The sequence below is a fragment of the Adlercreutzia sp. CNCM I-6216 genome, assembly GCF_977113345.1.
This window is the reverse complement of the sequence record NZ_CDSBIE010000019.1, coordinates 13,849-36,075: the sequence shown is the minus strand read 5'-3', so window position 1 is coordinate 36,075 and position 22,227 is coordinate 13,849. Positions and strand designations below refer to the sequence as shown.

Here is a 22,227-nt window from a genome sequence, read left to right as displayed (position 1 = left end):
CGAATCTAGACAACTCGAATCATACCGAAGGCCGGAGCCGTGTCTTTTGGTATCTAGGCTATGCTGCTGTGAAAGTGCGCAAGAGATTGTACGTTACCTATCTTTTGTCAACTCTTTCGATTCCTCCAGAAGGTTCAGGTATGACAAGAACTTCTCTTGGAGCTTTGCATCCTCAAACTGGCGCGTTTTGTACGGAGTCAACTTTTCGATTTCGACGCTCACGGTCTCCGCCAACGACTCAGCCGTCGTCTCATCAACCGCATCCGCAAAATCGAACCTTGCTTGAAGCGCTTGGCTCAACGCACCGATAAACTCTTGATCGGCATATACAATCTCGCTCTCTTGAGACTCATTCGGCTCGGAGTCCTGATGAGCACAGCCGCAGAAAACGGCCAAACATCCGGCAAAGAACAGTATGATCGCTTTTTTCATAGCTTTCCCTTTCGTATTAGAATTCGGATCATTGAACCTCAGCGAGACTCACTTCAATCGTGTAGCCCTCAGGAACGGCGGCGCCAAGTAGCGCCTCGATAGACGAGACGGCATTCTCCTGGGCCTCGTTGAGCACCTCTCCGCTGATGGCGGCCGCCTCGGCCTGCTGGCGCGACTCGTCGATGTATTGCGTAACGTCCTCGACGCCAATGGGGTTGAGGAAATTGTTCTGCTCATGAAGCACCTTGAAGCTGGTCGTGTCGATGGCATCCGACAGGATGGTCGCCTGGGGAAGCGACACCTTCACGGTCGTCCCCTCCAAAGCGATTTGGGCCTCGTCCAGATTCACTCCCGCCTTCAGTTCGCCCATGTAGGTAAGGATGAAGAAATTCTCCGAGAAGGGAATATCAATGGTGTCGAACAGCTTGCTGTTGCTCTCGACTTTCTCGACGACAGTGTACGTCTGGGAGGCGGTAGCCAGTTCGTTGATCTGAGAGATCTCGCTCATGAGAACGGCGACGTCAACATTGGGCTCCTGCTGCTTGTCCGGCGGATTGTACGTGAACAACATGAAGACCGAGAAGGCGCCGATCACCAAGCCGATCGCCGCCCCGATCCCAATGAGCTTTGCCTTCTTCGAAAGGTTTGCATGCGAACTTGCCATGCGGCCTCCTTATTTCCTTGTCAGTCTCTCCATAGGCTTATGGCTTCATATTTGAAGTCGATTCGTTAATGGTAGCACATATGCTTTCCCCATGAACATCGAGCAGAAAAGACAGGCCCTGGGAAAGCGCATCCGTGCCGTGCGCGAGGAGCAGGGGCTTTCCCAAAGCCAGCTGGCTCTCATGATCGGCAGCAGCAAGTCCCACATCTGGCGCATCGAGACCGGACGGGTCGGCGTGGGCATCGATGATTTGGGCCGCATCGCCGACGCCTTGGGCTCGCCCGTGCGCGACCTGCTGACCTTCTAGCCGCGCTCGGGGAAGAGCTCGACCTCTCGGGCAGCTTGCGCCATCCTCTCGAAAAGCGCTCCATCAACAACACTTTCGCCATCGGGGTCGATGAGCGTTGCAATCTCCTTGTCCTCGAAGGCGTTTTGCAGATACCCCGCCACCGTTTCGAAAAATTCCACCATGGTACCCCACTCGTTGCTATCGAGTTCCGCAGCCTCCGGGACGGGGTAGCCGCAAGAGCGGCAGACGAAATCGACGAGAGCCACCACCTGGTTTTCGGCAAGGGAAGACTCCGCATCATCCCCGGCTTCAGCTTCGGCCATCGCCGAGAGCTCTGAGATCATCGACTTCAGCCACACGAGGAACACCGCGGACTGCAGAAAACCCGGTGTCGCCTCTCCGCCCACCTCGCTAGCAAACTCGGCCTCTTCGCTGCCGTCCTCGAAGAGCGTCCAGATACCCAGCAGGTCGAGGTCGTCAACCTCGAAGAAATAGGTGCAGAACCACGTCCTCAGTCGTCGCACCGTAGACTCTATATGGGCGAAGGGATCCTCGTCTTCGCCTCCCAAGAAGTCGACGATGATCGCGCCCAGCTCGTCCCACAAGTGCTCCAAGCCCGTATCGTCCATAGATTCCCACCGAATAGCTTTATCGGCATAGGCGGGCGAGCTCCGCACGAGCTCAGCGAACGCGTCCACCTCGGAGGTGCCAAAGGCCAACGTTTCGAAAAGATCGTCACCGACGATCTCGGCATAGCGCGCGAACAAAATGAGGTGCTGCAGGTAACGCTCCTGAGCGCGCAATTCCTCGATGCGGTCCGCCAGAGCATCCGTCAGACTCCTCTCCCCGTCGAGAATCGGGGGCATGTCCTTGAGCTCGAACCCGTAGGAGCCCAGCACTACGATCTGCTTGAGCCGATCGATGTCCTCGGGGCTGTAGAGCTTGCGGTTGTTGGCCACACCCTCCCCCGAGCGCTCCGGGCACAGAAGGCCCTTTTCGTCGTAATGCTGGAGCGCCCTTGTCGTCACGCCCGTCAGCTTCGCCACTTGGCCCGCCGTCATGGGCCACTCGCAGTTCTCGCGTATCAGATCGTTGCTCGTCTGCATCTTCGGTTTGCGCGGCATGCCCTTCGCCCTTCGTCTCTTCCGCCAGACTTCCGCCGCACAGCATAAACCTCAACCCGACGTTGAGGTCAAGAGATTTCTTTCCCCCTACCGCGCGCCCTTGAGGCGGCGCTGGTAGGCGCGGACGATCTGCGAGAGGGTGAAGCAGACGACGAAGTAGATGAGGGCCATCAGCCCGAAGATGGCGAAGATCTGCACCGTGGAGTTGTAGCTGTTCATGAGAATCATGCCGCGGCCCATGAGCTCCTGCAGAGCCATGGCGCCCCACAGATACGACGTGTCCTTGATGGTGGTCACGAACTGCGAGAGCAGCGCCGGCACCATGTTGCGCAAGGCCTGGGGCAGGATGATGTACAGGTACATCTGCGGCGCCGAGAATCCCTGGGAATAGGCGGCCTCGTACTGGCCCGCCGGCACGCTGGCCAAACCGCCGCGGACGATCTCGGCCACCGAGGCCGCGGTGAACAGCGTGAAGGCGAGCACCGCCGCGGGCAGGGGCGGCAGCTGGGCCACGAAGAACGTGAACATAATCCACAAAAGCAGCGGGGTGTTCTTGAACAGCTCCACGTAGGCGATGGCGAAGCCGCGCAACAGGCGGGAAGAGGATCCGCGCATGATGGAGATGACGGCGCCGAGCACGATAGAGCAGGCGATGGCCAGCGCCGAGATAATGAGGGTGAGTCCGAGCCCTTCCAAAAGGAAGCGGATGTTCGTCCAGGTGAGCAAAGCGGCGATGTCGCTCATTTCCGGCCTCCTCTCCGGCCCTTGCCCCTGCGACGGCCACCGGTGCGGCCGATGGCGCCGCGCACCCGGGCGAGCCCGTGCCGATCCCGCGGCGTGCGGGGCGCCACGGTGCGGCGGTCGGGCCATGCCGGCGCGTCGATGCCGTAAAGTTCCGCATACGTGAGGTAGCGGCCCTTGTCCGCCACCGGGGGCACCAAGGTGCTCGTGCCTTCCACCATGGTCGTCACGCCTGCGGCCATGGCCTGGGCGGCCGCATGCCCGGTGATGTCGTGGGTGCCCGGGGTCACTTCCACGGCATCGGCCGCAAGCTCCTCGGTGGCGTCGCCGGTGGCCACATGGCGATGGGTGCCCATGCGCCTCTCCAGGTACACGGCGGCCCGGGAAAGCGGGAAGCAGATGGCGAAGTACAGCACGGCGGCGGCCACGTAGGCCGGCCCGTAGTAGCTCGTGTCGCCGGCGAAGGAGTTCGCGAAGTACATGAGCTCGCCGCCGGCGATGAGCGCGAGCACCGAGGTGTTCTTCACAAGGTTGGCGGCCTGCACGGCCAGAGGCGGCAGGATGATGCGCATGGCCTGGGGCAGGATGATGAGCGTCATGGTCTGCACGGGAGAGAACCCCTGGCTTTTAGCCGCCTCGAACTGACCGCGGTGCACCGAGCCGATGCCGCTGCGCACCACCTCTGACATGTAGCCACCGTGATAGGCGCCGATAGCGATGACGCCGATCCAGAACGAGGCGATGGTAAGCCCCAGCAGCGGGAACACGGCGTAGAGCACGAACACCTGCAAAAGCAGCGGAATGTTCTGCACCGTCTCCACGTAGACACGCGTGAGGGCGCGCAGGATGCGGAAGCGCGACACCGCGAACACACCGAAGACGAAGCCTAAAACGAGCGCGATAACGAGGGCCAGAGCCGAGATGGCCGCGGTCATGCCGAAGGCGGCCAGGATGTCGGGCCAGCGCGCAAAGAGCGCCTCCCACTTGTAGGGCGCGAAGATCTCCGTCATCGGGACGCGCCCCCTTCCGCGGCCGCCCCATCGTCGGCCGGATCCCCCTCCCCCAGGCCCGTGCCGCCGGCTTCCTGCTCGGCTTCCACGTCCGCCTCCGTGACCAGCGACAGGCCCCAGCGCTCCTTCAGCGCCCTAAGCGTTCCGTCGGCCTCCATGGCCGCGATGGCCTCATCGACGGGCCCCGAATACTCGCCGTCCTTCTTCGTGGCCACGCCGTACTCCTGGGGCGCGAACTGCGTCGGCAGCAAGTAGGTGCTGTCGTCCTGGTAGCCCAAAAGAATGGAGCTGTCCACGGAAAAGGCGTCCACGCGCCCGGCCACGAGCGCGATCTTGATCTCGGGATAGGTGGCGTACTCGGCGAACTTCAGCGTGATGCCCGCCTCGGCGGCGGCCGCCCCCAGCTTGTCCTTGGTGGTGGCCGACAGCGCCACGCCCACGGTCTTGCCGTCAAGGCCCGCCAAATCGGTGATGCCCGACTTCTTCAGCACGAGCACACCGATATGGTCGATATAGTAGGGCCGCGAGAAATCGTAAGTCTTCTTGCGCGCATCGGTGATGGTAAAGGTGGCGAGCGTCGCATCCAGCGTGCCGTTGTCCAGCATCGCCCCGCGGGTGGTCACGTTCACGCCCACAATCTCCAGCGCGTTGGGATCGCCCTTGATCCGCGCGGCGAGCTCGCGGGCCACGTCCACCTCGAGCCCCTCCACGCTTCCCGTCTCGGGGTTCTGGAAGCCGAAGCCGGGCACGTCGATCTTCGTGCCGACGCGCAGCACGTCGCCCGCAGGCGCGCAGCCGGAAAGCGGCAGCACCGCGCCACTCAAAGCCGCGCCCGCCGCGGCAGCGCCGGCCAACCGCACAAAGCCGCGCCGCGTGAGATACGTCCCGCGCATCCCAGTCATCCCGTTCACCCCAACCGTTTTGCCCGTCACGTTCATCGCGCACCCCCTCACAGTATCTTGGAGAGAAACGCCTGCACGCGCTCGTTGGAATCGGGACCGAAGAGGTAGGCCGGCGTGCCCTCGTCGACCACGAGCCCGTTCTCCATGAACACCACTTTGTCGGCGGCGTCGCGTGCGAGCCCCATCTCATGGGTGACCATGACGATGGTCATGTTCGTCTCGGCCAGCGACTTGATGACGTCGAGCACTTCGTTGACCATCTCCGGGTCAAGGGCGCTCGTGGGCTCGTCCAAAAGCATGATCTTCGGGTGCATGTTCAGCGCGCGGGCGATGGCCACGCGCTGCTGCTGGCCGCCGGAGAGCTGGTCGGGGTACTTGTCCAGCTTGCTCGTGAGCCCCACGCGCTCCAAGTAGGCGCGCCCCGCCTCTTCGGCCTCGGCCTTCGGTACCTTCAGCACCTTGGTGGGCGCGAAGGTGACGTTTTCCAACACGGTCTTATGGGGATAGAGGTTGTAGCCCTGAAACACCATGGCCACCTCGCTGGCCAGCTTGCGCGTGTTCACCTTCTTGGCCATCATGTCGATGCCGTTGACGGTAAGCTCGCCGGAATCGGGGCGCTCAAGGCCGTTGATGGAGCGGATGAGCACGCTTTTGCCCGAGCCGGACGGCCCGATGACGACGACCTTCTCGCCTTCTGCCACGTCCAGCGAGACGCCCTTGAGCGCCTCCACTTTCCCGAAGTTCTTCTTAAGATCCTTGGCGGATATCAGTGGCTCCATGCTCCCACGCTCCCATCCGGACCGTCATCTCGAACAGTTACGGGGAAATTCTAACGTTCTGTCAATTAGTCGTGGTTTCGCTGGCGCTACGGGTTTTTCACAGCTTATTGACGGCGCGGGTGGAAGGAGGCGCAGCAACGTCAACCGGGAAGCGGTAGCGGCGCAGCGACGCCGATCAGGAAGCGGTGGGCGCTGTCTTCGCGGCCGCCTTCGCCTCCTCGGCATCCTCGCGAGCGAGCACGGCCTGCATGGCGGCGATGGCGCACTCCATCTGGGCGTCGTCGGGCTCGTGGGTGGTGAGGTACTGCATCTGCATGCCGGGCCACAGAATTACCTTCACGAGCGGGTTGTCCGGATGACTGCCGGCCCACTTCACCGTGATCTCGTAGGAGATGCCGGCGATAACGGGCATGAGCACGATGCGGGCCACGATGACCAGCACGAGCTTCGGCATCCCGTCGGGCACCCCGAAGCCGGATATGATGGCGTTTAAGGGGAAGATGGTGTACACGAGGATAGCGATGACCATGACCATGATGAGGAAGGCGGTGCCGCAGCGCACGTGCAGGCGCGGGAACTGGCGGGCGTTGTCGGGGGTCATGGGAAGGCCGTGCTCGAAGCAGTGGATGGCCTTGTGCTCTGCGCCGTGGTACATGAACATGCGCTTGATGTCCTCCATGCGGCCGATGAGCCAGATGTAGAAGACGAACACGGCCACGCGCAGAAGGCCGTCCACGATGTTCCAGGCCAGCGTGTGGTCGTCATACTCCCCCACGATGAGGTTCGTGATGGCCGCGGGCGCCACGATGAACAGCACCACGCCCAGCACGAGGCCCACCACCATGGAGATGACCATCTCCCGATGCCCGAAGTCGGCCTCCTCATTCTCGGTCTCGGAGCCGTCGGTCAGCGTCACCTCGTAGTCGATAGCCTCGTCGGTCGCCTCGGCGGCGGCCTTCTGCTCGCCCTCCTCGTCGCCGAAAGCGTGCAGGGCGGCGATCTCCAGGGCCTTGAACCCCAGCATGAGCGACTCCACGAGCGCCCGGCAGCCGCGCACGAGCGGCCAGTACATCCAGCCGTTCTTGTCCTTGCCGCTCGTGAGGTCGTGCTCCTCCACGTAGATGGCGCCGTCCGGCTCGCGCACGGCCACGGCCCAGTTGTACTTGCCGCGCATCATGACGCCCTCGATGAGGGCCTGGCCGCCCACGTGGGTCTTTATCGCCCCGTCCTCGGAAAACGCGCGGGACAGATCGCTTTTCTGCTTGGTCATACCGCCGTCCCAAGCCTAAAGCGTCGCGCGATCCACGCGCGGATAGGGGTTCCCGCAGGTCATCTTGCCCTCGGGGCAGGTGCCATGGATGCAGGGCGCCCCGGCGTCGGCGAAGATGTACGGCGCCGTCGGACGGGCGAGTTCCAGCATCTTCCACGCCATCTCGCGGATCTCCCACTGGGCGCGGTTGCAGCAGCGCAGCTCGAAGAAGTGCAGAAGCTCGCGCACGTTCATGGTGATGACGATCTTCGTCTCGCAGGCGTTGGGCAGAAGATAACGCGCGTCCTCGGCGGGAATGCCCGCGTCCACGAGCGCCCGGTAGGCCTCGGCCACGGCAGCGGTGGCCTCGTCGAACAGGCGATTGCACTCGGGGTCGGCGGCCACGGTGGCGGGCTTCACCATGGGGATATCGCCCTTGAACTTCACGTAGCGCTGGGATTGCTGGTTGAAGCTGGCGATGCGGTGGCGCACCAGCTGGTGGGTGAGCGCGCGGGAGACGCCGTCGACGGCGAAGGTGTAGCTGGCGTGCTCGAGCGTGGAGAAGTGCCCCGAGCCCATGATGGTGGACAGCACGCTCTTCACGCGCTCCGGCGGCATGGTCTCCATCAGCTCGCTCGCGCCCACCGGCGCGTAGCACAGCCGCGCCGCCGTGGCGATGGCGCGCTCGGGGTCGGGCGTGTGGTACAGAAGCTCTACCTGCATAACGTCTCCTCGCATCTCGATTTCGTTCCAGAGAAGTATAATGGCTGAACGACCGACGACACGGCTTGGAGGCCCCATGCACGACGAATTTACACCCTTGCTCACCACAACGGATTGGAACGAGGAGTGGAAAGAGCTACAGAAAGTGCGGCGCCATGCCGATGATGCGGCGTTCTGGGACAAGCGCTCCGCCACCTTCACCACCAAGGACGCCCCGAACCTCTACGTGGAGAAGTTCCTGGAATACGCGGGCATCCGCCCCGGCGAGACCGTGTTCGACATGGGCTGCGGCACCGGAGCTTTGGCCGTGCCGCTCGGCGAGGCGGGGCACAAGGTGGTGGCGGCCGATTTCTCCCAGGGGATGCTGGACCAGATGCAGTCCCGGCTTGATGAGGCCGGCGTGCGCACCGTGTTTCCCAAGCTCATGAGCTGGGAGGACGATTGGCCGGCTTTCGGCGTGCGCGAGGGCATGACCGATGTGGCCGTCGCCTCGCGCTCCATCGCCACGGCTGACCTACGCGACGCGCTCTTGCGCCTCACGGAGGTGGCGCGCCGGCGGGTGTGCATCACGCTGGCCACGGGATCCTCCCCCCGCGTCGACGAGCGCATCCTGGCCGCTGTGGGGCTGCCCGCCGTTCTCGGGCGCGACTACCTGTATGCCTTCAACATCCTGGCCGCCGAAGGCATAAGGGCCGAGGTGCGCTACATCGACAGCACCCGCGACGATACGTTCGCGAGCCCCGAGGACGCCTACGAGAAGCTGGCCGCCATGATCGACGACTCCTCGGCGGTGCGCGCATCGGACGCCGAACGGGAACAGGCGCGCGCCAACTTGCGGGAGTGGCTCGCCGCCAACCTTGTTCCCAACGAGAGCGCCGGCGCCCCCGACCGCAAGGGCATTCCCCAGCTCGCCTGGCGTCTCGCCGAGCCCCGCACCGTCACCTGGGCCTTCCTCGCCTGGAACAAATAAGGGTACGCACGACAAAAAGGGCCCGGGATTGCTCCCGGGCCCTTGGCGTCATGTCAGTTTCTAAAAGTTAGATACGTTCCACGTTGCTCGCCTGCAGCTTGCCGTTCTGACCCTCGGTCACCTCGAACGTCACTGCGTCGCCCTCGTTGAGCGTCTTGAAGCCCGACATCTTGATCTCGGAGAAGTGGACGAAGAGATCCTCGCCATCATTCTGGGAGATGAAGCCGTAGCCCTTCTCGGGGTTGAACCACTTGACAGTGCCTTCCGCCATGATACTTTCCTCTTTCCTCCCGCTCGTCTAACGAGCGGGTATAGCAATACGGGCGCGAAGCCCAGCTCCCTTTTGGGAGCGCGCTATAACTATACGCTAACTTCGGCCAATTTCCTCGGGGAATTTACGCTTCTCCATCACTTGCGGTCAGAAGCGCCTCCAGGGCCTCGTCGCCGGCAGGGTCGGTTCCCATCTCGTGGCCGAAGGCGGCGGCAACGGCGAGGCCCTGGGCGCGCCGCAGCTCGGCCATATCCGCACGACCCGCCTCACCGTGGTAGCGGCCGGAGAGCATGAGGCTGCGGGCGATGTACTCCGTAAGGTGCGGGTCGACCCCCGACACCTGCAGCACCGAGGCCAACGACTCGGGCGCCAGGGAGAGCAGCGCCTCGCCATCCAAGTCGGTGGCGTCTCCCAGCGCCATGTCGAGGGCCCGTGCGGCCCCATCCGGATCCTCCTCGCCGGCCGCCCGCTCCATAGAGCGTCGAATGGCCCCCAGAAGCTGCGCGATGATGCGCATCAAGTAATCTTGTTCGAACATACTCGCTCCTTAGCATCCCTCCGGCGGTACAAGTCCCAAATGCTCCCAGGCGCCGGCGGTGGCCTGGCGACCCTTGGGGGTGCGCATCATGAGGCCCTGTTGCATGAGGAAGGGCTCGTACACATCCTCCACCGTGTCGGGATCCTCCGCCAGCGCCGACGCCAGCGTGGTCAGGCCCACCGGACGGCCGCCGAACTGCACGCAGAGCACCTCCAGAAGCCGGTTGTCCACTGCGTCGAGCCCCAGATGGTCCACCTCGAAGAACGTGAGCGCCTCGGCGGCCACATCCTCGGTGATGGCGCCGTCGCCGCGCACCTGGGCCCAGTCGCGCACGCGCTTCAGCAGGCGGTTGGCCAGACGCGGGGTACCCCGGGAGCGTCGGGCGATCTCCAGAGCGCCCTCCTCGTCGATGGCCACGTTCAGGATAGAGGCCGACCGGCACACGATGAGCGAAAGCTCCTCGGGCGTGTAGTACTGTAGGCGGAAGGCCACACCGAATCGATCGCGCAAAGGGCCGGTGAGCAGGCCCGTGCGCGTGGTGGCGCCGATGAGCGTGAAGCGCGGCAGGTCGAGCCGGATTGATCGGGCCGCCGGGCCCTTGCCCACAACGATGTCCAGCTCGAAGTCCTCCAGCGCCGGGTACAGTACCTCCTCCACCATGCGGTTCAGGCGATGGATCTCGTCGATGAACAGCACATCGCCTTCTTCGAGGTTGGTGAGGATGGCCGCCAAGTCGCCCGTGCGAGCGATGGCCGGTCCGGAGGTGGTGCGAATGGAGGCGCCCAACTCGTTGGCCACCACCGTGGCGAGCGTGGTCTTGCCCAGCCCTGGAGGGCCCGAGAACAGGATATGGTCCGCCGGCTCGCCGCGCCCCTGGGCCGCCGCGATCATGATGCCGAGGGACTCCTTCACCTTCGTCTGGCCCAGGTAATCGTCGAGCCGCTTGGGACGCAGGGAGAAATCGAGCTCCAGGTCGTCCTCGGTGAGCGTCGGGGCCACCGCGCGGTCGCGCCCGAGCGCCGATGCCGAGCCCTGCGCTTCCGCGCCGTCCCGCGCGGCCTCGAACACCATGCCCTCTATGTCCAGATCGAATGCCATGATTTCCTATCGACTTCCCAAACGTTTCAAGGCGTATTGTAGCAGCGCGCCCTCGCCCGCGTCCTCGGGAGCGCCCCGCAAGGCCACCTCGGCCTCGGCGGAGGTGAAGCCCATGGAGAGAAGCGCCTCGGTGGCCCCCTGCACCGCCAGATTACGCGCAGGCTCAACCTCGCCCTGGCTGAACAGCGACGCCATGCCGCCCTCCAAGGTGCCCTTCAGCTCCAAGATGATGCGCTCGGCGGTCTTCTTCCCCACCCCGGGGATATGGGACACCCGCGCGATGTCCTGGGAGGCGATGGCATCGGCGAGCTCGGCCGGAGAGAACGTAGAAAGTGCCGCCAGGGCCATCTTCGGCCCTACCTTCGACACACCGATGAGCTTCTCGAACAGCGCCCTCTCCTCCTCGGAGAGAAAGCCGAACAGCGCGATGCCGTTCTCCGTCACGGACAGGTAGGTGAGCACGCGGGCTTCCTCGCCCACGGCCAGCTTGCCCAGGTCGCCCCCCGGCATGGCCACGGCGTAGCCCACGCCGGCGACATCGATGTAGGCCGTCTGCGGCGGCAGCACCGCCGCCACGGTTCCGTTCAGAAACGCAATCATGCGAACCTTCCATTCTCGTGGGTCGTGTAGCAGATGGCCGCCGCCAACGCGTCGGCCGCGTGGTCCGGCTCGGGAATGCGATCAAGAGAGAGCAGATGGCGCACCATGTACTGCACCTGGTCCTTCTCGGCCGAGCCCTCCCCCACCACGGCGAGCTTTATCTGGCGCGGGGTATACTCGCCCACGGCAAGGCCGCCCTCGGCACAGGCCACAAGCGCCGCCCCGCGGGCCTGGCCCGTGGCGAAGGCGGCCGTGACGTTCTGGCCGAACCAAACCGTCTCGATGCCGACGCATTCGGGGCGAAACCGCTCGACCACTGCGCCGATCTGGTGGTGGATCTTCATCAGCCGCTCGGCCAGAGGCTGCGATGCCGGCGTGGCCACGCACCCATAGGCCACGCACGACAGCCGCGGCCCGCACTGCTCGACGATCCCCCAGCCCGTATGGGCGAGCCCGGGATCGATCCCCAACACGATGCGCGTCTTGCCAGCCAAAAGATAAGCCCCACTTTCCAAATTCGAGTGGGGCCATTTTAGAACATATGTTTGTGAAAAGCAAGCAGAATTACGGCCGTAAGCCCATGCCGCCTTCGAGCGTCAAGGTCTCGCCGCTCATGAACTTGAAGTCGGGGCTCGCGAGCTGCACCACGACGCGGCCGATTTCGGTCTCCACGTTGCCGTAGTGGCCCATGGGGGGCATGTGCACGTTGGCCGTAAAGGCGTCGGGGTAGGCCTCCTGGAAGTTTTCCAGAGCGGCCGTCCAGGCCAGCGGGCACACCACGTTCACGTTGATGCCGTCGGGGCCCCACTCGGTGGCGGCCACGCGCGTGAGTCCACGGATGCCCTCCTTGGCTGCGGCGTAGGCGCACTGGCCTAAGTTGCCGAAGAGCCCCGCGCCGGAGGCGAAGTTGATGACCGAGCCCTTGGTCTCCTTCAGGTAGGGATAGCACGCCTGCATGTAGTAGAAGGTGGCGTACAGACCCGAGTAGATGGCCAGGTCGAACTGGTCGGTGGTGTGGTCGGCCAGCGTCACGCCGGAGGCGGAGGCCTGGGCGTTGTTCACCAGCACGTCGATGCGGCCGAACTTCTCGATGGCCTGGTCGATGACGTTCTGCACCACGGCCTGGTTGTCGGCCCCGGCATTCACGTCGGCGGCCACGCAAAGCACCTGGATACCGTATTCGGCCTCCAGCTTCTCCTTGGCCGTCTCGAGTTTCTTCACGTTGCGGCCGGTGATAACCAGGTTCGCGCCCTCCTTGGCGTAGGCCGTGGCGATGCCGTAACCGATGGAACCGGCGGATCCATCCTTGAGCGCCGCGAACCCAGCACCGGTGATGATGGCGGTCTTACCTTCGAGAAAACCCATGGAGCCTCCCTTTTCGTCCTGCGCGGGACTCCCTCGCTGCTGCACAAAGAGCCTATCGCGCGCTTACCTAAGCTTCACCCTATCAGATTTCCTCGCGACTATGTTTCCAGAATGTTGCGCGGCCCTGTTACGTCCCCGAAAGGCAAAAGGCGCCGAGCCCTGCGGCCCGGCGCCTTCCCTAGCGCGATTGGCTTTAACGTTCGCGAAAACTACTCGTCGAGCGCCTCGGCGATCTCGTCGGTGATGTCCATGGTGTGGTACACCGCCTGCAGATCCTCCAGCTCCTCCAGCTTGTCGATGAGGCGCATGACCTTCTTGGCGTCGGCCACCGATACCGCCGACGGCGTGTTGGCGATCATGGTCATCTCGGCGCCCTTCACCTGGATGCCCTGGGCCTCAAGCTCCTTCACCACGGCCATGAGATCGCCCGGCGCGGTGTAGACGATCCACTCCTCGTCGGCGTCCTCGTAGTCGTCGCCGCCGGCCTCGGCCACGGCGAGCATGAACTCCTCCTCGTCGGCAGCGGCGCCGTTCGGGCCGATGGGGTTCTTCTTGTCGCCGGTCTCGACCTCCTTGGACACCATGATCTGGCCCTTGCGGTCGAACTGGAAGGCCACCGAGCCGGAAGTGCCCAGGTTGCCGCCGGAATGGGAGAAGGCGGCGCGCACGTCGGCGGCAGTGCGGTTGCGATTGTCGGTCAGCGCCTCGCAGAGCACGGCCACACCCGCCGGGCCGTAGCCCTCGTAGACGACGGTCTCGTAGTTGGCGGCGTCCTTGCCGGAACCGAAGGCCTTGTCGATGGCGGTCTTGATCTTGTCCTTGGGCATGGAGTAGCCCTTGGCCTTCTCGATGGCGGCGGCCAGCGACGCGTTGTTGTCGGGGTTCGGGTCGCCACCCTCCTTGGCGGCCACGGTGATGTTACGAGCCAGCTTGGAGAACAGAGCCGAGCGCTTAGCGTCCTGCGCGGCCTTGCGATGTTTGGTGGTTGCCCACTTAGAATGCCCTGACATGAATAAGTCCCTTCGAAACACGAATACAACAGCGGCTTATGGTACCACAAGGGCGCGAACGGGAAAACCCAGCTGCCGCGCTGCACGGTTTTTCTACGGAAGGGGCCGCGCGCAGAGAACGAGCGCATCGCCAGGTTTGTCGGATACGCGGCTGTGGCGCGCCCCTGGAAAGAAGCGCCACGTCCCGAGCAACTCCCCGAGCAATCGCCAACGGTATCCACAGATTTCCCAATTCGTGGGTTGCGCGGGCTTCCATAAAGCACTATGATCGATCAACAATTGAACATGATCTTCAGGGCGGGGTGAAAGTCCCCACCGGTGGTACAGCCCACGACCCGCAAGTCTTGCGCTTGCGGCTGATTCGGTGAAATTCCGAAGCCGACAGTTACAGTCTGGATGGAAGAAGATAGGAAGTGCTCCCCAGCGGAGCGCATCGGACAGTTAGAAGCCCTGGAACCTTTTGGTTTCAGGGTTTTTTTCGCAATCGTCCGCTCATCTTTTCGGAAGTGGCGCCCGAAGGTCGCAGCGATGCGTTGGAGGTGAGCGATGTCCCAGAAGTTAGAGCAACTCGCACGCGACGAAGCCTTCATGGCCCGTGCGCTGGCGCTTGCCGAGAGAGGGACTGGCTGGACCAGCCCAAACCCACTCGTAGGTGCCGTTATCGTGAAAGACGGCCGCATCATCGGCGAGGGCTGGCACACCGCATGCGGCCAGCCCCACGCGGAGCGGGAGGCGCTGGCCGCATGCGACGAAGACCCCGCCGGAAGCACCCTGTACGTCACACTGGAGCCGTGCTGCCATTGGGGCAAAACGCCACCCTGCACCGACGCTATCCTGGAAGCGGGCATTGCCCGCGTCGTCGTGGGCGCCCTTGACCCGAACCCTTTGGTGGCGGGCCAAGGGTGCGCGCAGCTGCGCGAGGCGGGCACGGTAGTGGAGACGGGGGTCCTGGAAGAGGGGTGCCGGCACCTCAACGAGGTATTCTTCCACTTCATTACCACCGGGCGCCCCTTGGTGGTGCTGAAATACGCCATGACCCTGGACGGGAAAGCGGCCACGCGCACGGGGGCATCCCGGTGGATCACCGGACCCGAAGCGCGCGAGCGGGTGCATCGCGACCGGCACCGGTTCGCAGCCATCATGGTGGGCATCGGCACCGCCCTAGCCGATGACCCCGCGCTTACCTGCCGCTTGGAAGGCGGCCCCTGGCGGCAGCCGCTGCGCATTGTGGTCGACTCCCAAGGGCGCTTGCCCCTGGATGCGTTGCTCGTGCGGACAGCCCAAGAGATACCGACGCTGGTGGCGGTGGGGCCGCAGGCGAGCGCCGAGCGCACAGGCGCCCTGCGCGAGGCCGGATGTTCCGTCTGGGCGTCGCCGCCGGCGGAAGGGGGCAACGGCGCAGTGAACCTGCCGGCCCTTCTCGATCACGCGGGCAGCTTGGGCATCGACTCGATCCTCGTCGAAGGCGGCCCTGCGCTGCACGGCGCCTTCATCGACGGCGGACTGGCGAACCGCGTGCAAGCCTATATCGCCCCGAAGCTTTTCGGGGGAGCAAGCGCGCCAGGGCCGGTGGCAGGTCGGGGCGTGGCGCTGCCCGCCGACGCGCTTCGCCTTTCCTCCCCCACCGTCACCGCCCTTGGGCCCGATCTGCTCTTAGAATGCGCCGTTTCCCCTTCAGTCGAAAGCGAGGCGACACCATGTTCACCGGCATTGTAGAGGAAATCGGCACCGTAAGGACGCTGCGCCGGGGCGCCCATTCGGCCGTTCTGTCCATTGACGCGCGCACCGTGCTCGAGCGAACTCGGCTGGGCGACTCCATCGCCGTGAACGGCGTCTGCCTCACCGTCACTTCGCTGGGAGCGACCCAGTTCAGCGCCGATGTCATGCACGAGACGTTGCGACGCAGCAACCTCGGCGCCCTGCATGCCGGCAGCCCCGTGAACCTGGAGAGGGCCATGGCGGCCGACGGGCGATTCGGCGGACACTTGGTGTCGGGGCACATCGACGCGGTGGGCACGATTCGCCGCATCCAGCGCGACGACAACGCCGTGTGGTACACCATCGGAGCCGATGCGACCACCCTGCGCCACATCATCATGAAGGGATCCATCGCCATCGACGGCATCAGCCTCACGGTGGCGCGCCTGACCGACGCCGACTTCGCCGTGTCCATCATCCCCCACACCCGGGCCGAGACGACCCTTTCCCTCAAGCGCGTCGGCGATGAGGTGAACCTCGAAACCGATATGGTCGGGAAGTACGTCGAACGGTTCCTCGGCGCCCCCCTCCCCCCTCCATCCGCGACGGTCGAGAGCGGCGGTATCACCCAAGCATTTCTGACAGCGCATGGATTCTAACGAAGGAGCACCCCATGGAAGAGAACAAGTCATTCCAGTTCAGCACGATCGAAGAGGCGCTGGATGATTTGCGCGCGGGCAAGATCATTCTGTGCACCGACGACCCCGACCGCGAGAACGAAGGCGATTTCATCTGCGCAGCGCAGTTCGCCACCACCGAGAACGTGAACTTCATGGCAGTACACGGCAAGGGGCTCATCTGCATGCCCATGTCCGCCGAACTGTGCCAAAAGCTGGCGTTTCCCCAAATGGTCACCGAGAACACCGACAACCACGAAACCGCCTTCACCGTGTCCATCGACCACGTCGACACCACAACGGGCATCTCGGCGCAAGAGCGCGGGCTGACCGCGCGCGCCGTGGTGCAGCCCGGCGCCCGCCCGTCCGACTTCCGCCGGCCGGGCCATATGTTCCCACTGATGGCAAAGGCCAACGGCGTGCTGGAGCGCAACGGCCACACCGAGGCCACAGTGGATCTGATGCGTCTGGCCGGTCTTGAGGAGTGCGGTCTGTGCTGCGAGATCATGCGCGAAGACGGCACCATGATGCGCACACCCGAGCTGATAGAGCTCGCCCGGCAATTCAATTTGAAGTTCATCTCCATCAAAGCGCTCCAGGACTACCGCAAGAAGCACGAATGCCACGTGGTGGAAGTGGCCGATACGGCAATGCCCACGCGCTACGGGGCGTTTCGCGCCCACGCCTTCGTGAACAAGTTGAACGGCGAGCACCACGTGGCCCTGGTGAAAGGCGACATCGGAGACGGCGTCGATGTGCTGGTGCGCGTTCATTCCGAGTGCCTCACCGGCGATGCCTTCGGCAGCCTGCGCTGCGATTGCGGCCAGCAGCTGGCTGCAGCGATGGCCCAGGTGGAAGCCGAGGGGCGCGGGGTGGTGCTGTACATGCGCCAGGAAGGGCGCGGCATCGGGCTTGTGAACAAGCTGCGCGCCTACGAGCTGCAAGATGCCGGCATGGATACCCTGGAGGCCAACCTGGCCCTGGGCTTCGCGGGCGACCTGCGAGAATACTACATCGGCGCCCAAATTCTGCACGAGCTGGGCGTAAAGACCATGCGACTGCTTACGAACAACCCCGACAAAGTGTACCAATTGGGCGATTTCGGGCTGCAGATCACCGAACGCGTGCCCATCCAAATGCCTTTGACCAGCCACGATGAGTTCTATCTGCGCACCAAGCAGGAGAAGATGGGGCATTTGCTGTACTTCGATGAGGAGCGCCAGGCGTCCTAGCGCCTGTACAACTCGACTAAGGAAACCAACGTTTGGGAAAGGATCATCATGACGGTATTTGAAGGGAAGCTGGTATCGGAGAACATCAAGGTCGGCATCGTGGCCTCCCGCTTCAACGAGTTCATCACATCCAAGCTGATCGGGGGCGCCATGGACGGCCTTTTGCGCCACAACGTGCGCGAGCAGGACGTCGACATCGCCTGGGTACCCGGCGCTTTCGAGGCGCCGCTTGCCGCGCAGAAGATGGCGCAATCGGGCCGCTATGACGCCGTCATCTGCCTGGGCGCCGTCATCCGCGGCGCCACGAGCCACTACGACCTGGTCTGCAACGAGGCCGCCAAGGGCATCGCCCACGTATCGCTGGAAAGCGGGGTGCCCGTTATGTTCGGCATCGTGACCACCGACACGATCGAGCAGGCAATCGAGCGTGCGGGCACCAAGGCGGGCAACAAAGGATTCGACTGCGCCACGTCGGCCATCGAGATGGTCAACCTTCTGCGGGAGATCGAAGGCTAGGGGCCCATGGGCGGCACGGTATTTTTCGACTACGATGGCACGCTCCACGATTCCATGCATCTGTACGGCCCGGCGTTTCGCCGCGCCTATGCTGCCTTGGTAACCGATGGCTGGGCCGCCCCGCGTACGTTCTCCGATGAGGAGATCGCCTCGTGGCTCGGATACTCCCCTGCCGCCATGTGGGCCTCCTTCATGCCCGAGCTGCCCGAAGCGATTTGGCAGCGCGCATCGGCCGCCATCGGAGAGGAGATGCGCCGCTTGCTCGCGGCGGGCGCAGGGCGCCTGTACCCCGGCGCGAAGGCCATGCTGGAATCCCTGCGCGAGGAGGGATGCACGCTCGTGTTCCTCTCAAATTGCAGCGGCTCCTACCGCGACGAGCACCTTGCCGCATTCGGCCTCGGCGGCCTGTTCACCGGCGCCTGGTGCGCCGAAGACTTCGAAGGGCTGGAGAAGTGGCAGATCTACCGGCAGATTTGCGCACGTTACCCGAAGCCCCACCTCATGGTCGGCGACCGGCACCACGATCAGGAGGTGGCCGTGCACGGAAACATTCCCTTTGTCGGGTGCACCTACGGATTCGGAACGGCAGACGAGCTCAGCCGGGCGGACGTCCTGGTGAGCACGGCCCCCGAGATCGCAGGGGCCGTGCGGGCACTTACCGGGAAGCCGCGCGGGCACCCCTAGCCCTGGCCCTATCCCTCGTCCACCTTCGCGAGCAGCTCCTCGCGGCCGTTCACACCGAGCTTCTTGTAGATGCTCTTCACGTGGGTGCGCACGGTGGACTCGGAGATGACGAGCGTGGCGGCCACAAAGGCGATGCCGTGGCCGCGCCCCAGATACCCTAAAATCTCGCGCTCCCGCGGCGTTAGGCCGGCCTCGTCGGCCAAGGCCTCGCAGCGCGCCTGCACGCTTTGGGCCTGCGCGTCGGCCCCCGCGCCGGCATCCCGCGCGCCCAGCCCGTCGTCGGCCGCGCGCTCCCCCGCGCCCGCGCGCCAAAAGCCCCAGAGCGCCGCCGCGATGACGCCCACGAAGTAGAACGTGCTCACCACCAAGAGCGCCGGGCCGCCGCCCTCTTCCTGGAAGGGGGCGGTGGGCGCGCACCCCAGGCCCAGAAGCGAGAACAGCGCGAAGGCCGCCACCGCCGTGCCGAACACCGAGCCGGCCGAGAACTCCCGGGCATGGGCCACGGCCGCCAGGCTCGCCAGGGCGAGGATGGCCACGGCCCCGTAGAACACGTAGGTGAGCCACGCGGCGAAGAACATCGGCATCGTGGTGCCGGGGAAGCTGTTCAGCACGATGAGCACCAAGGCGAACGCCGGCACGAGCATCCGGTAGATGAGCGTGGTGAGCGGCCGGCTCGTGCGCAGAAGGCAGATGGGCAGCGCCACCACGGCCCCCAGCGCGCAGCCGAGCAGCTCCATGTTCACCACGTCGAACAGGATGAACTTCCGCGCCCCCATCATGAAGGCGAACACCATGAGGCCCGCCAGCGGCATGCCGGACACCGAGGCCAAAGACGCCAGCCGCGCCCGGCGCGTGGGGGCCGGAGATTCCGCCGCCTCCTGCACGGATGATGCCGCACCAGCCGCCTTGGCCCCGCCGCCCAGATCTCCCGGGCGCGCGCCGCCCCGCGGGCGCTTCCACGCCGCCAGGCAGGGCACGGGGAAGCTCGCCAGCACCAGCACCACGAACACGATGAGCCCCACGCCGAAGGTGGTGGAGGACAGCAGAAGCCCCACGAGCGCCGCGCAGCCCACGGAAAGGGCGCACCACAAAAGCGCCTGGCGCAGGTCGTAGGCGGCCATGTAGCTGCCCCACAGCACCGCCAGCTCCACGGTGCCCGCCGCCAACAGAAAACCCGAAAGAGCCCCCACAGCCCCCGTGCCCACGCCCGGCAGCGCCGCCGCGGCTATGAGCAGGCCGTAGCCCGTAAGATAAGCGGCCACGCCGGCCACCACCCATCCGCGGCCCAAGAGCCTCTCGGGGCAGCGCCGCCCCGAGGCCAGCGCGGCGAGCGTGCCCAATACGAGTGTGGAGAAAAGCATCGTGTTCGCGAAGGGCGCCATGAACGTGGGCACGTCGAAGACGCCGGTCTCGAAGAGCAGATGGTTCGGCGAGTAGATGGGAATGGTGGCCAGAAACGCTATGAGCGTGAGCGCCTCGAGCCTGAAGTATTTGGAAAGCGGCAACCTGTACCCTCCCTGGCTTGTCGCGGCTTCGTCGGGCACCAGTATAGCGAAACTTTCCGAAGTTGCCACGGCGTTACTGAGCCGTCATTCTGGCCCTGTGGCGCTGACCTGCGGTTTATTTCCATCTCCCCCATTTCCGCGAGGGCGCTTTCCGGGAAATCCCCCAAGCTGACGATTCCTCGCGGGCCGCTCGCGGTGCCATCATGGGCCCCGGCGCCGCACCAAGGCGAGCGACGAGAAGGCCGGGGAGTCGCCCCGAGCGCCCCGCCGGCCGCACCGCCGAGCTTCGGTGCACGCCGACCGATACGCCCCGATACCAAGGGAGGATATGGGAACTATGGAGAAGACAACCAAGGGCATGTCCCGCCGCTCGTTCATCGGCATGGGCGCCGTGGCCGCCATGGCCGCCGGAGCCGCCGGGCTCGCCGGCTGCGCGCCGGCAGGCGGCGACAGCACCGCCAAGACCGAAGACGGCGGCCACATCGAGAGCGCGGGCAGCTCCGCGCCCAGCGATGTGCACATCCACAACGTCACCGACACCAGCTGGATGACGCCGCCGGCCGAGGTGACCGATTTCGCCCAGGAATGGGACTGCGACGCGGTGGTCTGCGGCCACGGCTTCGCCGGCATCACCGCCTGCCGCGAGCTGGCCGAGCAGGGCAAGAAGGTCATCCTCATCGAGAAGCAGCCCGAGGACTCCTACCAGGCCGTGGGCAACGAGTTCGCCTCGCTGAACGCCAAGATCCTCCAGGAGCGCGGCGTGCCGCACATCGATCCGGTGGAGTTCTACCAGAACTTCATGAAGATCACCTCCAACATGCCCAACCCCTCGCTGGTCATGAAGTTCGCACAGAACTCCGAGGAAAACTCCAACTGGTACCTCGACCGCCTGACCGAGGAGGACTTCGCCACTATGACCACGGCGTTCTTCCCGCCCACCGAGCACCAGATGGGCGAGCTGTCGGGCATCAAGTTCTGGCCGAGCGTGTGCTCGTTCTACGGCGAGTGCAACCAGACGAAGATCCAGATGTACAACCAGGCCGCGGCCGAGGAGGCCGGCGCCGAGTTCCACTTCGCCACCACCGCCGAGTACATCATCATGCAGGACGGTGCCGTGGCGGGTCTTGTGGCCTCTGACGCGGACGGCTACATCAAGATCAACTGCAAGGCCGTCGTCTGCGCCTGCGGCGGCATGGGCGGCAACCCCGAGATGATGGCCTACTTCATGCCCGACATGGCCCAGGCCCTCACCGGCGAGGACGCGCTGACCTCCATGTCGGCCAACGACGGCCGCGGCGTGCAGATGGCCTACTGGGCCGGCGCTCACCTGGAGACCACGCCCGTTGCCGGCATGAACATGAAGGGCCTGTCGGTTCCCGGCAAGATGAACTGCCTGCCCCAGGCCGTGTGGATCGACGAGAACGGCCGCCGCTTCGCCAACGAGTACTACCCCACTTCCGAGCAGCGCGGGTACCAGACCGTGTTCATGAGCCGCAAGACGAAGTACGCCGTGGTGGACAACAACTTCACCGAGTACCGCCAGTACACCCTGCCCCAGCACGCCGGCTTCACCGCCAATGAGGAGAACATCGCCTCCCTGCGCGACTCGCTCGACAAGGCCTACGCGAAGTTCAAGGGCACCTACGAGGAACCGGAGCAGGAAGAGGGCCAGGGCGGCCCGGGCGGTGGCGGCCCCATGACCCAGGTGGAGTGGATCGCCGACGACACCCTGGAGGGCCTGGCCGGCCAGATGGGACTTTCCGGCGACGCCGCCACGGAGTTCGTCGCCCAGATCGAGCGATGGAACGGCTACTGCGAGGCCGGCGTCGACGAGGAGTTCGGCCGCGCCGCCGAGGTGCTCTTCCCGGTGAAGGACGGCCCCTTCTACGCCTGCACCTTCGACCCGGTGCTCGGCGAGACCATGGTCACCATGGGCGGCATCATCACCGACGGCGAGCAGAACGCCTTGGATGCGAACTACGAGCCCATTCCCGGCCTGTACATGGCCGGCAACGACTGCGGCCGCCGTTTCGGCACCGAGTACGTGACCCCCATCCCCGGCTGCTCGCTGGCCTTCGCCCTGGTGCTCGGCCGCGAGTGCGGCAAGTCCGTGGCGAAATTCCTCGGCTAGAAACGGCAGAGACGGGTGC

At 64.7% G+C, this 22,227-nt stretch carries 25 protein-coding genes and 1 riboswitch; of the genes, 8 read left to right on the top strand and 17 right to left on the bottom strand.

Annotation, left to right across the window (positions count from 1 at the left end):
- Positions 1-93: 93 nt before the first annotated feature.
- Together ACYVRU_RS11650 and ACYVRU_RS11645 are read right to left on the bottom strand one after the other, a co-directional pair.
- Positions 94-432: a hypothetical protein gene (locus ACYVRU_RS11650; protein ID WP_461186175.1), complete on the bottom strand. Its 339-nt coding sequence runs from the start codon at positions 430-432 to the stop codon at positions 94-96.
- A 28-nt stretch (positions 433-460) separates the two neighbouring features.
- Complete coding sequence (locus tag ACYVRU_RS11645; protein ID WP_461186174.1) at positions 461-1,096, bottom strand: DUF4230 domain-containing protein; 636 nt, start codon at positions 1,094-1,096, stop codon at positions 461-463.
- Between the two features lie 91 nt (positions 1,097-1,187).
- On the opposite strand from ACYVRU_RS11645, the gene ACYVRU_RS11640 reads away from it, so the two are divergent.
- The gene (locus ACYVRU_RS11640; protein WP_022740231.1) at positions 1,188-1,403 is read left to right on the top strand and encodes a helix-turn-helix domain-containing protein; all 216 of its coding nucleotides are present in this window, start codon (positions 1,188-1,190) and stop codon (positions 1,401-1,403) included.
- Here the strand turns inward: ACYVRU_RS11640 and ACYVRU_RS11635 are convergent.
- The 7 genes from ACYVRU_RS11635 to thyX all read right to left on the bottom strand — a co-directional run bounded on the left by ACYVRU_RS11635 (position 1,400) and on the right by thyX (position 7,913).
- Positions 1,400-2,509: a MerR family transcriptional regulator gene (locus tag ACYVRU_RS11635; protein WP_461186173.1), complete on the bottom strand. Its 1,110-nt coding sequence runs from the start codon at positions 2,507-2,509 to the stop codon at positions 1,400-1,402. The two genes, ACYVRU_RS11640 and ACYVRU_RS11635, sit on opposite strands and share 4 nt — an antisense overlap.
- A gap of 87 nt (positions 2,510-2,596) precedes the next feature.
- Positions 2,597-3,253: an amino acid ABC transporter permease gene (locus ACYVRU_RS11630; RefSeq protein WP_461186172.1), complete on the bottom strand. Its 657-nt coding sequence runs from the start codon at positions 3,251-3,253 to the stop codon at positions 2,597-2,599.
- Positions 3,250-4,260, bottom strand: a complete 1,011-nt coding sequence (locus ACYVRU_RS11625) for an amino acid ABC transporter permease (RefSeq protein ID WP_461186171.1) — start codon at positions 4,258-4,260, stop codon at positions 3,250-3,252. Before ACYVRU_RS11625 ends, ACYVRU_RS11630 begins: the two co-directional genes overlap by 4 nt.
- Complete coding sequence (locus ACYVRU_RS11620) at positions 4,257-5,198, bottom strand: transporter substrate-binding domain-containing protein (protein ID WP_461186170.1); 942 nt, start codon at positions 5,196-5,198, stop codon at positions 4,257-4,259. The genes ACYVRU_RS11625 and ACYVRU_RS11620 overlap by 4 nt, the downstream gene beginning before the upstream one ends.
- 11 nt (positions 5,199-5,209) lie before the next feature.
- The gene (locus tag ACYVRU_RS11615; protein ID WP_157012960.1) at positions 5,210-5,941 is read right to left on the bottom strand and encodes an amino acid ABC transporter ATP-binding protein; all 732 of its coding nucleotides are present in this window, start codon (positions 5,939-5,941) and stop codon (positions 5,210-5,212) included.
- 175 nt (positions 5,942-6,116) lie between these two features.
- Positions 6,117-7,211 (bottom strand): DUF1385 domain-containing protein, encoded by a 1,095-nt coding sequence (locus tag ACYVRU_RS11610; RefSeq protein ID WP_461186169.1) that lies wholly within the window; start codon positions 7,209-7,211, stop codon positions 6,117-6,119.
- Between the two features lie 15 nt (positions 7,212-7,226).
- Positions 7,227-7,913 carry an FAD-dependent thymidylate synthase gene (thyX, locus tag ACYVRU_RS11605; RefSeq protein ID WP_461186168.1) on the bottom strand — a complete coding sequence of 229 codons (687 nt, stop codon included), beginning with the start codon at positions 7,911-7,913 and terminating at the stop codon, positions 7,227-7,229.
- A 76-nt stretch (positions 7,914-7,989) separates the two neighbouring features.
- Here thyX and ACYVRU_RS11600 point away from each other — a divergent pair, with 76 nt between their 5' ends.
- Positions 7,990-8,883, top strand: coding sequence for a class I SAM-dependent methyltransferase (locus ACYVRU_RS11600; RefSeq protein WP_461186167.1), 894 nt, complete (start codon positions 7,990-7,992; stop codon positions 8,881-8,883).
- A gap of 67 nt (positions 8,884-8,950) precedes the next feature.
- Here the strand turns inward: ACYVRU_RS11600 and ACYVRU_RS11595 are convergent, their stop codons facing one another.
- The 7 genes from ACYVRU_RS11595 to ACYVRU_RS11565 all read right to left on the bottom strand — a co-directional run bounded on the left by ACYVRU_RS11595 (position 8,951) and on the right by ACYVRU_RS11565 (position 13,765).
- The gene (locus ACYVRU_RS11595; protein WP_022740240.1) at positions 8,951-9,154 is read right to left on the bottom strand and encodes a cold-shock protein; all 204 of its coding nucleotides are present in this window, start codon (positions 9,152-9,154) and stop codon (positions 8,951-8,953) included.
- A 124-nt stretch (positions 9,155-9,278) separates the two neighbouring features.
- Positions 9,279-9,692, bottom strand: coding sequence for a hypothetical protein (locus ACYVRU_RS11590; protein ID WP_288220746.1), 414 nt, complete (start codon positions 9,690-9,692; stop codon positions 9,279-9,281).
- 9 nt (positions 9,693-9,701) lie between these two features.
- A complete protein-coding gene (ruvB, locus tag ACYVRU_RS11585; protein ID WP_461186166.1) occupies positions 9,702-10,790 on the bottom strand; it encodes a Holliday junction branch migration DNA helicase RuvB in 1,089 nt (362 codons plus the stop codon).
- Between the two features lie 6 nt (positions 10,791-10,796).
- Positions 10,797-11,390, bottom strand: a complete 594-nt coding sequence (gene ruvA / locus ACYVRU_RS11580; protein WP_114540381.1) for a Holliday junction branch migration protein RuvA — start codon at positions 11,388-11,390, stop codon at positions 10,797-10,799.
- Entirely contained in the window at positions 11,387-11,884 is a 498-nt protein-coding gene (ruvC, locus tag ACYVRU_RS11575; RefSeq protein ID WP_114540382.1) for a crossover junction endodeoxyribonuclease RuvC, read from the bottom strand. Before ruvC ends, ruvA begins: the two co-directional genes overlap by 4 nt.
- 70 nt (positions 11,885-11,954) lie before the next feature.
- Positions 11,955-12,755, bottom strand: coding sequence for an SDR family NAD(P)-dependent oxidoreductase (locus tag ACYVRU_RS11570; RefSeq protein WP_256156649.1), 801 nt, complete (start codon positions 12,753-12,755; stop codon positions 11,955-11,957).
- A gap of 209 nt (positions 12,756-12,964) precedes the next feature.
- Entirely contained in the window at positions 12,965-13,765 is an 801-nt protein-coding gene (locus ACYVRU_RS11565; protein WP_022740246.1) for a YebC/PmpR family DNA-binding transcriptional regulator, read from the bottom strand.
- A gap of 284 nt (positions 13,766-14,049) precedes the next feature.
- A riboswitch (FMN riboswitch) is annotated at positions 14,050-14,177 on the top strand.
- A gap of 134 nt (positions 14,178-14,311) precedes the next feature.
- On the opposite strand from ACYVRU_RS11565, the gene ribD reads away from it, so the two are divergent.
- The 5 genes from ribD to ACYVRU_RS11540 are packed head-to-tail and all read left to right on the top strand — an operon-like array spanning position 14,312 to position 18,572.
- Positions 14,312-15,481 (top strand): bifunctional diaminohydroxyphosphoribosylaminopyrimidine deaminase/5-amino-6-(5-phosphoribosylamino)uracil reductase RibD, encoded by a 1,170-nt coding sequence (gene ribD / locus ACYVRU_RS11560; protein ID WP_197745996.1) that lies wholly within the window; start codon positions 14,312-14,314, stop codon positions 15,479-15,481.
- Complete coding sequence (ribE, locus tag ACYVRU_RS11555; protein ID WP_256156648.1) at positions 15,463-16,122, top strand: riboflavin synthase; 660 nt, start codon at positions 15,463-15,465, stop codon at positions 16,120-16,122. Before ribD ends, ribE begins: the two co-directional genes overlap by 19 nt.
- 14 nt (positions 16,123-16,136) lie before the next feature.
- Positions 16,137-17,372 carry a bifunctional 3,4-dihydroxy-2-butanone-4-phosphate synthase/GTP cyclohydrolase II gene (locus tag ACYVRU_RS11550; RefSeq protein ID WP_114540387.1) on the top strand — a complete coding sequence of 412 codons (1,236 nt, stop codon included), beginning with the start codon at positions 16,137-16,139 and terminating at the stop codon, positions 17,370-17,372.
- 48 nt (positions 17,373-17,420) lie between these two features.
- Entirely contained in the window at positions 17,421-17,888 is a 468-nt protein-coding gene (gene ribH / locus ACYVRU_RS11545; RefSeq protein WP_114540388.1) for a 6,7-dimethyl-8-ribityllumazine synthase, read from the top strand.
- A gap of 6 nt (positions 17,889-17,894) precedes the next feature.
- The gene (locus ACYVRU_RS11540; protein ID WP_157012968.1) at positions 17,895-18,572 is read left to right on the top strand and encodes an HAD family hydrolase; all 678 of its coding nucleotides are present in this window, start codon (positions 17,895-17,897) and stop codon (positions 18,570-18,572) included.
- Between the two features lie 8 nt (positions 18,573-18,580).
- Here ACYVRU_RS11540 and ACYVRU_RS11535 read toward each other — a convergent pair whose 3' ends face one another.
- On the bottom strand, positions 18,581-20,077 hold the full coding sequence (locus ACYVRU_RS11535; protein ID WP_256156647.1) for a response regulator transcription factor: 1,497 nt from the start codon (positions 20,075-20,077) through the stop codon (positions 18,581-18,583).
- A 337-nt stretch (positions 20,078-20,414) separates the two neighbouring features.
- On the opposite strand from ACYVRU_RS11535, the gene ACYVRU_RS11530 reads away from it, so the two are divergent.
- Positions 20,415-22,208: an FAD-binding protein gene (locus ACYVRU_RS11530; protein ID WP_231699601.1), complete on the top strand. Its 1,794-nt coding sequence runs from the start codon at positions 20,415-20,417 to the stop codon at positions 22,206-22,208.
- Positions 22,209-22,227: the final 19 nt, after the last annotated feature.